Source organism: Bradyrhizobium centrolobii, from assembly GCF_001641635.1.
Taxonomy (GTDB): Bacteria; Pseudomonadota; Alphaproteobacteria; order Rhizobiales; family Xanthobacteraceae; genus Bradyrhizobium; species Bradyrhizobium centrolobii.
The window spans coordinates 7,501-20,448 of the sequence record NZ_LUUB01000105.1 but is presented as its reverse complement, the minus strand read 5'-3'; the positions used below and the strand labels follow the sequence as shown (position 1 = coordinate 20,448).

The window sequence follows — 12,948 nt, the reverse complement described above, 5'->3', positions numbered from 1 at the left end:
CACCTGCATCAACCTCGTCATTGCGAGCGCAGCGAAGCAATCCAGACTGTCGCCGCAGCAAGAGCAGGTTTGCGCTACAATGCACAGCGGGAAAAACCGCGGGGGCAACCGGAAAACATCTCGGCCTTCCCCGCGCAGTGGGTGGGACGGCTTATGTCGTAAGCTCCCCGGGGGAGTCGAACCCAATTGCCCCCGTCGCCTTGCAGATCGCTGAGCGCGCGCCCGGTTGGGCCGATGCATCACCACAAGACTTGACGCCAGATTCGGGCGCCAGGGCCACACGATTTTGCCGTACGCTGATCGCACCGATCGTGTGCGCGACGTCTTCGCTCACGGTTGCCCGCCCTGCGAAGCCATTCGCGCCGATGTGGCCAGCGTCCACCGCCGTCCGGCCCGCGTGTCGTGACGATCGCGATACGCCCCTCTTCAATTATCACATCCCACCTTGCGCGGTGGCTGCAAGCCGGACGAATTGATCCAGCGTTCCACCTTCAACGTGGCTTCCAATTCGAGCGCCTTCCAGAGAAGTTCATCGCGTTCCCTGCCCAAGGGTAATTTTTCCGCAGCCGCGAACAATTCAGCGATCTGGGAAGGCAAGCACTCTCGCGGTCTCTCTGCCATCACTCGACCCCCTACCGGCGTTGAGTCCCCATTTCAAAACATAATCCGCGCTCGGGACAAGTGCACTTTGTGACAAGTCCCACGCAGGCTTCTCCTTCGTCGGCGATGCCACACTCCGGACCCGACCGGGCTTTAACGTTCCGCCGGACCGGCATACCGGCGCCGCATCGCACGACCGGCGGGCGCTTCGATGGCATCGAGCCGGCCTCGATTTTCTCGCTGCATCTAGCTTGACGCAATCTGACCTGCCCGCTCGACAAGGTGTGCACGCGAGGGCGCAGGCTCGAACGGATCGCAGAAGTACTGCGTTTCGTGAACGAGCAGTCCGTCGCGGAATTCCACGATGCTCACCACGTAGGATGGCGCGCCGTCATAGGTCAGGACGAATTCGCTCACCCAGAGATCGCCCCCGCCGACAATTCGCCGAACCGTGAAGCACTTCTTGTTTGGCTAAGCGGCTCTCCTGAATATTTCTGCGCCCATGGATCCGCTCGCCCGATTGCGGATAATCGAGCACGGCGTTCTCGCGATAGATGTCATGCTCGGCCTCGAAATCGTTTGCGTCCGACGCATCCCAGTGGCGGTGGAGCGCCGTCAACCTGGCTCGATCGTCAATATCGATCTTCGATCTACGCTTCTCTCGCTTCCGCCCCGCAGAACAACATTGAAGCCGGCGCCCCCAGAATGAAGATATGCTACGCGGCCTTTCAGTTCATACTGATCACAGGCTTGAGATCGCTCCTTCCTGAGGATGGTGGATGGTCGAGATGAAAACGATTCCCGCGCGCCGCGCCGGCCGCATGGGCGCGCGCCAGATCTACGAAGCGCTGAGGGATCAGATCATGGCGCGGGTGTACGGCACCGACGGTCTCTTGCCGTCGTCCCGGGCGCTCGCCGACGAGATGGGCGTGGCGCGTTCGACCGTCACCGTTGCCTACGAACAGCTCGCCGCTGAAGGCTTTATCGAGACACGCCATGGCGCGCGGCCGCGTGTCGCCCGCGCCGTCGTCGAGCGGGGACGCGCGCGTGTCGCGGCCAGGCCCTCAGTGCGCAAAGCGCGGCTGTCAAAATTCGGCGAGCGGCTGCGGAAGTATCCACCGCGCTGGAGCGAACCGCCGCGTGGTCTCGTCGCGAACTTCCGCTATGGCGAGCTGTCGCCGTCGGACTTCCCTCGGCTCGCATGGAAGAAGGCCGTGGTCGCGGCGATGAACCGCAAGCCCGAACGGCTGGCCTACGACGATCCGTGCGGCTCGCTGCGGCTGCGGACGGCGCTTCAGGGCTATCTGTGGCGTTCGCGCAGCGTACGCTGTGACGTCGATCAGATCGTCGTCGTGAACGGGTCGCAGCAAGGGCTCGACATCTGCGCGCGCCTTTTGCTCGACGCCGGCGACCGCTTCGTGATGGAGGATCCCGGCTACCAGATGGCGCGGCAGACCTTTGCGGCGACGGGCGCCACTGCGATTCCGATTCCCGTCGATCAGGATGGCCTCGAGACGGAGCGGCTCGATGGCGNCCGCCTCGCCTATGTGACGCCGTCGCATCAGTATCCGCTCGGTGGCGTCATGCCAATCGGGCGGCGACACCAGTTGCTCGCCTGGGCCAGCCAAGCCGACGCCTATGTGATCGAGGACGATTACGACAGCGAATACCGCTACGACACCAAACCGATCCCGCCGCTGCACGCGCTGGAAGGCAGCGACAACGTGATCTACCTCGGGACCATCTCCAAGACGCTCTCTCCGACGCTGCGCATCGGCTATCTGGTGGTGCCTTCCGGACTGCGATCCCTGTTCGGCGCCGCCAAGCAGATCATGGACCGGCACACGCCGCTGGTCGAACAGGAGGCGCTTGCCGCGATGCTGGAGAGCGGCGCTTACGACAGCCACGTCAGGCGCGTCCGCCGCCGCAATGCCGAACGCCAGCAGGCGCTGCTCTACGCCCTGCGCCGCAGGTTCGCAGACCGGGTCCGGATCGACGGCGCAGCCGCGGGCCTGCATGTGGTGGCGTGGTTCGACGATGTGCCGCAGGCGCGCGAAGCCGCGTTGATCGAGGCAGCCCGCGCAAAGGGTGTCGGCATCTATCCCGTCTCCGCCCTGTTCGATGGCCGCCGGATCGGCCGCCGCCGGTCGCCGCAGGCGATCGGTCTCGTCATGGGCTATTCGGCGCTGGAGATCGCGCAGATCGAGCGCGGCTGCAGGCTGCTTGCCCAGGCCGTCGACGAACTCGGGCTCTAATAACTGGACTGGCACAATTGCCAGAAACTGGACGTTTCTCGCAGACCAGAATTCGCCTATCTCCGAGCCTAACGGAGATACACCATGTACATACCCCCCGCCTTCAAGGACGACGACATCGAGAGCATCCGGGCGACCATCCGAGGTGCACGCCTCGCCAATCTGGTGACGGCGACCGCCGACGGTCCGGTGGCGACCCCTCTGCCGCTCTTTCTCGACGAGAGCGAAGGCGACCACGGCGTGCTGTATGGGCACGTCGCGAAAGCCAATCCGCAGTGGCGGTTGCCTCCCATCGGCAACGCGCTGGCGATCTTCACGGGTCCCGACGCGTATGTGACGCCGTCCTGGTACGCGACCAAGCGTGAGACCGAAAAGGTCGTGCCGACCTGGAATTACGTTGCCGTGCATGCCTACGGCCCGGTGGAGTTCTTCCACGAGGCCGAACGGCTGCTCGACGCGGTGACGCGGCTGACCAACAGGCACGAAGGATCGCGCGCAAAACCCTGGGCCGTCACCGACGCTCCCGCCGACTTCATCGCCGCACAGCTGCGCGGCATCGTGGGCGTGCGCATTCCCGTCGTGCGGTTCGAGGGCAAGCGCAAGATGAGCCAGAACCGTCCGGAGGCCGATCGTGTCGGCGTAGCAGCCGGGCTCGCGGCAAGCTAGAACCCCGGGGATCGCGAGGTCGCTGCGCTGATCCCGCTTCCGGGTTGAAGGCCCTCTGTTCCGGGCCATTCGATGCCGGGGACATCGTGCAGCCAGGGCTGTTGGTCCACCTCGCGATGCCCCTCCGACGAGCGCTCCGATCCGAGGCAGCGTTCAAGCGCCGTCATAGCGCCCGCGCAAGCTTTGGGAACGATAACATCGTTCCGGAATTTGTCTTGTCGTGGAGGAACGCATGAATCACATCACCTATTGCGCCGGCTGCGGCCATGGCCTGGTCCCCATCCTCTCCGGGAAGGGCGGCACACAGCTCAGCTGCTTCTGGTGCGAAGGCGTCGATGCGCGAACGATGGAAATGGCGAAGTGGGCGGACAGCCCGTCCGGCAAGCCCGAGCGAACCGTGATTCAGCCGCTTGAAAGATCAGATCAGCCGCTGGCATTTCGCTGATCCGCGCCATCAGCGCAGATGCATTTCTCCGGCAGGCCTTGCCGATAAATTAGACAATGTACGTCTCGTTACTTCCCCGGTATTGCGGGATTTACGAAAGGGTCAGGCGATCTGGGAGAAACGCGTGATCTAACCTCCGGCGCAACCTCGATTATTTCTCGCCGCTCGGAGCCAAAGAGTCCCTGTGCCGCACGGCACTCCAACTGGCCCAAAATTCGCAAGGCAACATCAGGCCGATTCCCTGCCCTCCCGCCAAGCGGAGCAGCAAGATGCGCACGCCCAGATCCCGGATGAATGGCTCAGATCGGAGAACGCCATGAATGTGCATGCTGCGGGCGATCTCAAATTCACCGGCCTCACCCGCCCGAGTGGCGCGCCCCTTCGTCTGAATGATCGGGATTTTGTGGCTATCGATCGCGACCGGAATGCGAAGTACGAGGCGACGTACCGCCCGCAAGCACTTTACAATCGCGCAAACGAGGGCTTTCACGCCAATAACGAAACTTTCCTCCTTCACGAAGTCGCGACAAATCTGCCGATCTACCGCCCCGACACCGGCCCCACCGATTTCCATCTTCATCTTCCGCCGGGCGGCTTTCAGCTCGTGCTGGTCACCTCGGGCGCGTTCACCTTCGACTACGATGGGCGCTTCTATAATGTCGGCCCCGGCGCGGTGATGCTGCAAAGCGCGATCGTCCACCGCCAGCTCTTTTATACATGGTCCGGTTTGTCGACCGAAGAGAACCTGAAGACGCCGCAGACGGTGGTGCCGGATCCGATTTCGATGGGCTACTCGGGCAAATTCCTCGAAGCCTTCGTCACCGATCCGACGACGTTTCCTAACCCGACAATCGTCGGTCCGGATCAGATCGATGAAGCCGAGACACCGCGGGTGGCCTGGAGCCACCCTCTGCATGATCGCCCGGCCAATGCAGGATTCTGGCTTCAGGACCCGCTGGCGCTCGATGCGCTGTTCAAGCCCCTCACGGATAGTCCGATCAAATCGGCCATGCCGGTCTATGTGCGCGATATCGGCATCGAAATTCCGAGCGGCCATCTCGTCACCGGCCACATCATCGCCACCGACCCGCGCGGCCAGTCTCTCCTGCCGAAGAGCACATCGACTGCGGCGGACGCGACCTGTTTTGCCAAGGGCGAGGTTGTGATCTATCGCGTCATTCGCGGCACGGCCGAATTCAAGAACAAGGCCGGAGAGACGTTCGAGCTCGCCGCCGGCGACGTGGTGACAGCAGGCAAGACGTCCATCAGCCTCATCGACGTGAGCGAAAATACCCAGGTCCTTCGGCTCGGCCTCCTCAAGGGCATGAACGATCTCCGCAGCTGGACGCCAACGCAACGCGACGAGATCGACGGCTTGGCTGGTCAAATCATTACGCAGAAGGACATCCGTCCCCTGCGCACCGAAGGTAAGCCGGTCGGGTACTTGTACGGGTAAGCGCTCGCCCTACTCCGCCGCCTGCCGCACGTGGCGCGCGGTCGGGGTGCGCATGGTGACGAGCTCTTCGGCTGCGGTCGGATGCAGCGCGATGGTCGCGTCGAAGTCGGCCTTGGTCGCCTTCATCTTCACTGCGATCGCGACCGCCTGGGTGATCTCGGCGGCACAATCGCCGACAATGTGGCAGCCGAGCACGCGGTCGGTCGAGCCGTCAACGACAAGCTTCATCAGCACGCGGGTGTCGCGGCCCGACATCGTCGCCTTGATCGGGCGGAATGTCGTCTTGTAGATGTCGACGTGGCTAAATTGCGCGCGCGCCTCGGTCTCGGTGAGGCCGACGGTGCCGACCTCCGGCTGCGAGAACACGGCGGTCGGGATGTTGGCGTGATCGACCCTGACCTCGCGCTTGCCGAACACGGTGTCGGCGAAGGCATGGCCCTCGCGGATCGCGACCGGCGTCAGGTTGAAGCGGTGGGTGACGTCGCCGATCGCGTAGATGTTGTCGACCGAGCTCTTCGAGAAATGGTCGACCGCGATGCCGCCGTTCTTCGGATTGATGCCAACGCCAGCCTTGTCGAGGCCGAGATTGGCGACGTTGGGATGGCGGCCAATCGCGAACATCACCTGGTCGGAGGCGACGCTCGAGCCGTTCGACAGATGGGTGGTGAACTCCTCGCCGTGGCGATCGACCTTCGCCACCGTGCAGCCGGTGAGGATGGTGATGCCCTGCTTCTCCATCTCGGCGCGGACATGGGTCCGAACGTCCTCATCGAAGCCGCGCAAGATGTTGTCGCCGCGATAGATCACGGTGACGTCGGAACCGTAGCCGGCGAAGATGCCGGCGAATTCCAGCGCGATGTAGCCACCGCCCTGGATCACGATCCGCTTCGGCAGCTTTTTCAGGTGGAACGCCTCGTTGGAGGAGATCACGTGCTCGATGCCGGGGATGGAGGCGCCGTGGTTGGGCGCGCCGCCGGTCGCGATCAGGATGTATCTTGCCGTGATCTTCTTGTCGTTCTCGAGCAGGCGGACAGTGTGCTTGTCCTCGATCACCGCGCGGCTCTTGACCACCTGCGCGCCGGACTTCTCGACATTGGCGGTGTAGGCCGCCTCCAGCCGCGCGATCTCCTTGTCCTTGTTGGCGATCAGCGTCGGCCAGTCGAAGCTCGCCTGCGGAATGGTCCAGCCGAAACCTGCGGCGTCCTCGATCTCGTGACGGACGTGCGAGCCGATCACGAACAGCTTCTTGGGCACGCAGCCGCGGATCACGCAGGTGCCGCCCATGCGGTACTCTTCCGCGATCACCACGCGGGCGCCGTGGCCGGCCGCGATGCGGGCGGCACGCACGCCGCCCGAACCACCACCGATGACAAAGAGGTCGACGTCGAATTCAGCCATTGTCCACTCCGACCTCTTTCAGGGATTCCTGATCAGATATGTGCTGTCAGATTTCCTTGCCACGCTTGCGCATCTCGGCGCGGAAAGCGCCCATCACGGTCTCGGAGAAATTGTGGGCCCAGGAATTCATGAAGGCCATGCTGAGGCCGATGGCGCGGGGCTCGGCCTGGATCAGCTTCTGTCCGAGCGGCGACTTGTAGAAGGTGACGAGGTCCTTCAGCTCCTGCTCGGTGAACTCGCTGGCGTAGACCTGCGCCATGCCCTCGCCGATCTCCTTCTCGCGGCCCGCGAGCTGTTGGGCGACGATCGGCGCGACCTCGTTCAGATCCTTCTGGTAGTTGAGGTTCTGCTGGATCAGCGCGGTCTTGGTCTTCTCCACCATGCCGGGCACGGCGTTGGCGTACATCGTATTGGCGCTCTTCAGCGCCAGGATCTCCCTGGCCGCAGCGATCGCCGCCGGGGTCGATCTCGGCTGGGCGGGCTGTTGCGGCGCAGCCGGCTGCTGGGCCGAGGCCGGGAGGGCACCGAAGGCCAATCCCACAGCGAGGGTCGCGGCCGGCAAGAATTTAAACACGCTCTTCATTCCTAGTCTCCTTTCGGCTTTCGCCGTTCAACCACGCGGATTCCGTCGCCACCCGCCAGAACAGCCGAGCTGACCAAGCCGATGAACAGTCCATGCTCGACCACGCCTGGGATCGCGCTCAAAGCCTCGGCGAGGCGAGCCGGATCCTCAATCCGTCCGAGCTGGGCATCGACGATCCAGTGGCCGCCATCGGTGACGAAAACGTGGCCATCCTTGGCCTTGCGGACCGCCATTTGCCCGGAAACGCCGCAACTCGCAAATGCCTTCTCGATCGCCCGGCGGGTTGCACCGAGCCCGAACGGGATCACCTCGACCGGCAGCGGAAAGCGGCCGAGCGTCGCCACCCATTTGGTGTCGTCGGCAATCACGATCATGCGATCCGAGGCGGCCGCCACGATCTTCTCGCGCAGCAACGCGCCGCCGCCGCCCTTGATCAAATTGAGCGCGGGATCGATCTCGTCGGCGCCGTCGACGGTCAGGTCGAGACGGTCGATCTCGTCCAGCGTGGTCAGCGGCACGCCGCACCGCTCGGCGTCGGCTCGCGTCACCTCCGAGGTCGGCACGCCGATCACCTTGAGCCCGGCGCGCACGCGCTCGCCGAGCAACTCCACGAAATGTTTTGCGGTCGAGCCCGTGCCGAGCCCGAGCTGCATGCCGTCCTGCACCTCCTCGAGCGCACGCGCCGCGGCCTGCCGCTTCAATTGGTCCATGTCCACGTTGCGCCTGTCCTCGTTGGTGTGCCGCTGAAATAGGTCGCTTGCGGGGCCTATCTAGCCTCGTTTTGGTCCGGAGAACAGGGTCTGGGGAGCAGACCTATAAGCCGATCTTATGGAATGTCCTCTTGCGCGGACTCAGCCGGGCCGATAGCGCTTGGGCATGACCTCCCCTCACACGATCGTCTTCGATCTCGACGGCACGCTTGTGGATACGGCGCCCGACCTGATCAACGCGCTGAACCACGTGCTCGACCGTGAAGGGCTGCCGCCCGTGCCGATGCAGTCTGCCCGCAACATGATCGGCGCCGGCGCCCGCAAGCTGATCGAACGGGGCGTGGAGGCCGAAGGCCGCACGGTTAGCGTCGCGGAGATGAACCGGATGACGGCCGATTTCATCGCCTATTATGCCGACCATATCGCCGATGAATCGCGGCCTTTCGTGGGGCTCGAGGAGGCGCTCGACCATCTGGCCGCGCGCGGCCATACCCTCGCGGTCTGCACCAACAAGCTGGAATGGCTGTCGAAGCGGCTCCTGAACCAGCTCGGCCTGAGCGGCCGCTTTGCGGCGATCTGCGGCGCCGATACCTTTGGCGTCCAGAAGCCCGATCCCACCATCCTGCGCGAGACGGTGGCGCGGGCCGGCGGGCAGATGGCGGCCAGCATCATGGTTGGCGATGCCGGAACCGATGTCGGGGTCGCCCGGCGGGCCGGGGTTCCCGTGATCGGGGTCAGCTTCGGCTATACGGACGTGCCGATCGCTCAGCTGAAGCCTGACCGGCTGATCCATCACATGCGCGACCTGCCGGCCGCCGCAAGCAGCCTGATAACTGCTTAGGGCAACTGCTCAGGGGATCGCGGCAAGACACTGAAAATGCTGGATAATCTCAATAGCCCCCTGCGTGAACCATCTGTTATCTATGCACGCCCGGCCGGTTGCCCGGACAGAACGACGCACCTATGGTCGCCGCGGGGATTGTGGCGGTTCGTCGCACAGAAGTGGATGGTCATGCGTCGTGTCATCGCGATTGCGCTAGCGGGAGCGAGCCTTCTCGCGGGAGCAAGCCTTGGCGGCTGCTCCTCGGGCTCCTGGGACATGTTCAAGTCCGCTCCGCCGCCGGTCCAGGTCCAGCTCGAATCCAACCCGCCGGGCGCTGACGCCAGGACCTCGCTCGGACCGGGCTGCAAGACCCCGTGCTCGGTCTCGGTCCCCGCCCCGGACGGTCCGTTCACGGTCAGCTACGCCCTGAACAAGTACCAGCCGGCGAGCGTGACGGTGGATGTGATCAAGAATCCCGGCGACTTCACCACGCCCGCGTCCGTCACCACCGATCCGAACCCGGTGTTCGCGGAACTCCAGCCCGCCGTGCCGCCCAAGCCGGTCCGGAAACCGCACCGGCCGCGGACGCCGAAACCCGCTGCGGCCGCAGCCGCGCCCGCCGCCACGCCGGTCGCGGCCTCGCCGTTCCCCGATCCCAACGCGGCAGCGGCGCCACAGCGCTGAAGTCCGTACAGTGCACGATTGTCCTTGGCGCGTCCGATGCTTAGATTGCTTCTACAGCACCGCTGAAGCAAAGGTGCGCCCGTCGCCGTAAGTGACAAGGTCTCTCGTATGAACGGACACTCCGCGAGTCCCCTCGCCGCGCTGTCGAGCCCGATGACCGATCCGTTCGGGCGGACCATCACCTATTTGCGCGTCTCCGTCACCGACCGCTGCGACCTGCGCTGCTTCTACTGCATGTCGGAAGACATGACCTTTCTGCCCAAGGCGGACCTGCTGACGCTTGAGGAACTCGACCGCCTCTGCACCGCCTTCATCGCCAAGGGCGTGAAGAAGCTGCGACTCACCGGCGGCGAGCCGCTTGTCCGCCGTAACGTGATGTCGCTGGTGCGCTCGCTGTCGCGCCACCTGACGAGCGGTGCCCTGAAAGAGCTGACGCTGACCACCAACGGCACGCAGCTTGCGAAACATGCCCAGGAACTCGCCGATTGCGGCGTCCGCCGCATCAACGTCTCGCTCGACACGCTCGATCCGCAAAAGTTTCGCGAGATCACCCGCTGGGGCGAGATCGACAAGGTGCTCGAGGGCATCGAGGCCGCGCGCGCCGCGGGCCTTGCCGTGAAGATCAACGCGGTGGCACTGAAGAACCTCAACGAGGACGAGATTCCCGATTTGATGCGCTGGGCGCACGGCAAGGGCATGGGCCTGACGCTGATCGAGGTGATGCCGATGGGCGAGATCGGGTCGGGCCGCATCGACCAGTATCTGCCGTTGTCGCTGGTGCGCGCGCGGCTCGCCCAGCAGTTCACACTGACCGACCTAACCGAGACCACCGGCGGACCGGCGCGCTATGTCAGCATCGCCGAGACCGGTGGCAAGCTCGGCTTCATCACGCCGATGACCCACAATTTCTGTGAATCCTGCAACCGGGTGCGCATCACCTGCACGGGTACGCTGCACACCTGCCTCGGCCACGAGGATGCCTCCGACCTGCGCAAACCTCTGCGTGCATCAGTTGACGATATGCTGCTTGCCGATGCGATCGACCGCGCCATCGGGCTCAAGCCCAAGGGGCACGACTTCATCATCGACCGCCGCCACGACCGGCCGAGCGTAAGCCGGCATATGAGCGTCACCGGCGGCTGAAGATTCGCTCCCTCCTCCGCTAACCTAAGCTGCTGACCGCGCGTCAATTTGCCCATTTTCCGATTGACGACGCGGCAACCCGCTGAAATGGTGCATCCGCCTTTGCTTGCCCGGCAACGATAAGCCGGCCCGCCCCCTTTGGCGGTCGCGGTCAAGACGGCAAGGCATTGAGGGGAGGACTGACGGCGCAATCGCTCCGGAATACGGCCGTGCGGCCGCGCGCATTTTGCACGCGGGCTGAGTGATGCGCGCTGATGCCTCCCATGAAGTCAAGGCCGCGGCGGAGAGAACTAAGATGCGTCCATTGTTGGCGGTGAGTAACGCCATCGACCTCCTCAATGAGAAGATCGGCAACATTTGCAATCTGCTGGTGCTGCTGGCGTGCCTCGTCAGCGCGGCCAACGCCATGATCCGCTACGCCTTCAGCTACTCCTCGAACGGCTGGCTGGAACTGCAATGGTACATGTTCGCCGTGCTCGTGATGTTCGGCTCGTCCTACACCTTCAAGCGCAACGAGCATGTCCGCGTCGAGATCTTCTATCTGATGCTGTCCGAGCGCGGCCAGCTCTGGCTCGATTTGATCGGCACGCTCTGCTTCCTGATCCCCTCCTGCCTGCTGCTCGCCAAGCTGTCCTGGCCGTTCTTCATGCAGGCCTATGACGTCGGCGAGATGTCCGGCAATGCCGGCGGTCTGATCCGCTGGCCGATCAAGTTCGTGATCCCCGCAGGTTTCGTCATGCTGGCGCTGCAGGGCGTTTCCGAAGTCATCAAGCGTATCGCGGCTCTCAAGGGCTACGTGACGATCGACGCCAAGTATGAGAGGCCGACCCAATGACCATTACGCTGGAGATGATGCCGCCGTTGATGTTCGGCGGCCTGGTTCTGGCGATGCTGATCGGCTATCCCGTCGCCTTCACTTTGGCAGCGCTCGGCCTCTCCTTCGGCTTTCTCGCGATCCATCTCGGCTTCTTCGACCTGAACTTCCTTCAGGCGATTCCGGGCCGCGTATTCGGCAGCGTGCTCTCCAACGAGCTCCTGCTCGCGATTCCCTTCTTCACCTTCATGGGATCGGTGCTCGAGCGATGCGGGCTTGCCGAGGACATGCTGGATTCCATGGGCCAGCTGTTCGGCCCGATCCGCGGCGGTCTCGGCTACTCCGTCATCATCGTCGGCTTCATCCTCGGCGCCATCACCGGCACGGTGGCAGCGCAGGTCATTGCCATGGCGCTGATCTCGATGCCGGTGATGATCCGCTACGGCTACAACATCCGCTACATCACCGGCGTGCTGGCAGCCTCGGGCACTATCACCCAATTGGTGCCGCCTTCGCTGGTGCTGATCGTGCTGGCCGACCAGCTCGGCAAGTCGGTCGGCGACATGTATCTCGGCGCCTGGGGCCCCTCGATCTTCCAGATCGTCCTGTTCGCCGGCTACACCTTCATCCTCGGCATCATCAAGCCGAACCACGTTCCGGCGGTGCCGATCGAGGAGCGCACGCTGACCGGATGGCCGCTGTGGAGGAAATGCCTGCTCGGCATCATCCCGTCCGCCGTCCTGATCTTCGTCGTGCTCGGCACCATGATGCTGGGCCTTGCAACGCCGACGGAAGCCGGCGCCATGGGCGCGGTCGGCGCCATCGTCCTCGCCGCAATCCACCACAAGGATTTCTCTTCTACGGGACGCAAAATCCTGATCATCGGCGTGATCGCCGCCGGCATCGGCACGATCATCGCGATCCTGTTCAGCGAGAACATCGTGTTCAAGATCGCCTATGCGATCACCTATCTCGCGGTGGCCTGGATCTGCATCGAGGCGGCGCGCATCCCCGACCTGCGCGACCTGATCAAGCAGGGCTACCAGACGACCATGCGAATTACCTGCATGGTCACCTTCATCCTGATCGGCTCGACCTGCTTCTCGGTGGTGTTCCTGGGGTGCAACGGCGGCGTCTGGCTCGAGCACCTGCTCACCTCGCTGCCCGGCGGCGCCTGGGGCTTCCTGATCTTCATCAACATCTTCATCTTCTTCGTCGCGTTCTTCCTCGACTTCTTCGAGATCGCCTTCATCATCCTGCCGATGATCGCGCCGATCGCGCAGAAGGTACTGGCACCGGTGGTCGGCCCTGACGCCGCGCTGATCTGGTTCGGCGTCATGCTGTGCGTGAACATGCAGACCTCGTTCCTGC

At 63.9% G+C, this 12,948-nt stretch carries 13 protein-coding genes and 2 pseudogenes (1 of these 15 only partly in view); 10 read left to right on the top strand and 5 right to left on the bottom strand.

The window, feature by feature from the left end:
• Window positions 1-426: 426 nt before the first annotated feature.
• Both AYJ54_RS50160 and AYJ54_RS37840 read right to left on the bottom strand, forming a co-directional pair.
• The gene (locus AYJ54_RS50160; protein WP_245329227.1) at window positions 427-597 is read right to left on the bottom strand and encodes a hypothetical protein; all 171 of its coding nucleotides are present in this window, start codon (window positions 595-597) and stop codon (window positions 427-429) included.
• Between the two features lie 249 nt (window positions 598-846).
• Window positions 847-1,237, bottom strand: a pseudogene (locus AYJ54_RS37840) (nuclear transport factor 2 family protein).
• 142 nt (window positions 1,238-1,379) lie between these two features.
• Between AYJ54_RS37840 and AYJ54_RS53075 the strand changes: the two are divergent.
• The 5 genes and pseudogenes from AYJ54_RS53075 to AYJ54_RS37820 all read left to right on the top strand — a co-directional run.
• Window positions 1,380-2,133, top strand: a pseudogene (locus AYJ54_RS53075) (aminotransferase-like domain-containing protein); the annotation flags it as partial.
• 1 nt (window position 2,134) lies between these two features.
• The coding region (locus AYJ54_RS53070; RefSeq protein ID WP_245329226.1) for an aminotransferase-like domain-containing protein at window positions 2,135-2,855 on the top strand (721 nt) is incomplete at its 5' end.
• 84 nt (window positions 2,856-2,939) lie between these two features.
• Window positions 2,940-3,521: an FMN-binding negative transcriptional regulator gene (locus AYJ54_RS37830; protein WP_063707339.1), complete on the top strand. Its 582-nt coding sequence runs from the start codon at window positions 2,940-2,942 to the stop codon at window positions 3,519-3,521.
• A gap of 232 nt (window positions 3,522-3,753) precedes the next feature.
• On the top strand, window positions 3,754-3,966 hold the full coding sequence (locus AYJ54_RS37825) for a hypothetical protein (RefSeq protein WP_063707337.1): 213 nt from the start codon (window positions 3,754-3,756) through the stop codon (window positions 3,964-3,966).
• Window positions 3,967-4,282: 316 nt separating this feature from the next.
• Complete coding sequence (locus tag AYJ54_RS37820) at window positions 4,283-5,422, top strand: hypothetical protein (RefSeq protein ID WP_063707335.1); 1,140 nt, start codon at window positions 4,283-4,285, stop codon at window positions 5,420-5,422.
• A 9-nt stretch (window positions 5,423-5,431) separates the two neighbouring features.
• Here the strand turns inward: AYJ54_RS37820 and gor are convergent, their stop codons facing one another.
• The 3 genes from gor to rpiA are packed head-to-tail and all read right to left on the bottom strand — an operon-like array spanning window position 5,432 to window position 8,119.
• Complete coding sequence (gor, locus tag AYJ54_RS37815) at window positions 5,432-6,820, bottom strand: glutathione-disulfide reductase (protein WP_063707333.1); 1,389 nt, start codon at window positions 6,818-6,820, stop codon at window positions 5,432-5,434.
• 46 nt (window positions 6,821-6,866) lie between these two features.
• Window positions 6,867-7,403, bottom strand: coding sequence for a DUF2059 domain-containing protein (locus AYJ54_RS37810; RefSeq protein WP_063707331.1), 537 nt, complete (start codon window positions 7,401-7,403; stop codon window positions 6,867-6,869).
• 2 nt (window positions 7,404-7,405) lie between these two features.
• Window positions 7,406-8,119, bottom strand: coding sequence for a ribose-5-phosphate isomerase RpiA (rpiA, locus tag AYJ54_RS37805; RefSeq protein ID WP_136624211.1), 714 nt, complete (start codon window positions 8,117-8,119; stop codon window positions 7,406-7,408).
• Between the two features lie 160 nt (window positions 8,120-8,279).
• Here rpiA and AYJ54_RS37800 point away from each other — a divergent pair, with 160 nt between their 5' ends.
• The 5 genes from AYJ54_RS37800 to AYJ54_RS37780 form a co-directional block, all read left to right on the top strand.
• Entirely contained in the window at window positions 8,280-8,954 is a 675-nt protein-coding gene (locus tag AYJ54_RS37800) for an HAD-IA family hydrolase (RefSeq protein WP_063707395.1), read from the top strand.
• 171 nt (window positions 8,955-9,125) lie between these two features.
• Window positions 9,126-9,620, top strand: a complete 495-nt coding sequence (locus AYJ54_RS37795) for a hypothetical protein (RefSeq protein WP_063707393.1) — start codon at window positions 9,126-9,128, stop codon at window positions 9,618-9,620.
• Between the two features lie 108 nt (window positions 9,621-9,728).
• Window positions 9,729-10,763 (top strand): GTP 3',8-cyclase MoaA, encoded by a 1,035-nt coding sequence (gene moaA / locus AYJ54_RS37790; RefSeq protein WP_063707327.1) that lies wholly within the window; start codon window positions 9,729-9,731, stop codon window positions 10,761-10,763.
• Window positions 10,764-11,058: 295 nt separating this feature from the next.
• Window positions 11,059-11,598: a TRAP transporter small permease subunit gene (locus AYJ54_RS37785; RefSeq protein WP_063707391.1), complete on the top strand. Its 540-nt coding sequence runs from the start codon at window positions 11,059-11,061 to the stop codon at window positions 11,596-11,598.
• A protein-coding gene (locus AYJ54_RS37780) for a TRAP transporter large permease (protein WP_063707325.1) crosses the window boundary here: on the top strand, window positions 11,595-12,948 show its 5' portion. The gene runs 251 nt beyond the window's last position; 1,354 of the gene's 1,605 nt are visible here — the first part of the coding sequence; the start codon lies at window positions 11,595-11,597; the stop codon falls past the right edge of the window. Before AYJ54_RS37785 ends, AYJ54_RS37780 begins: the two co-directional genes overlap by 4 nt.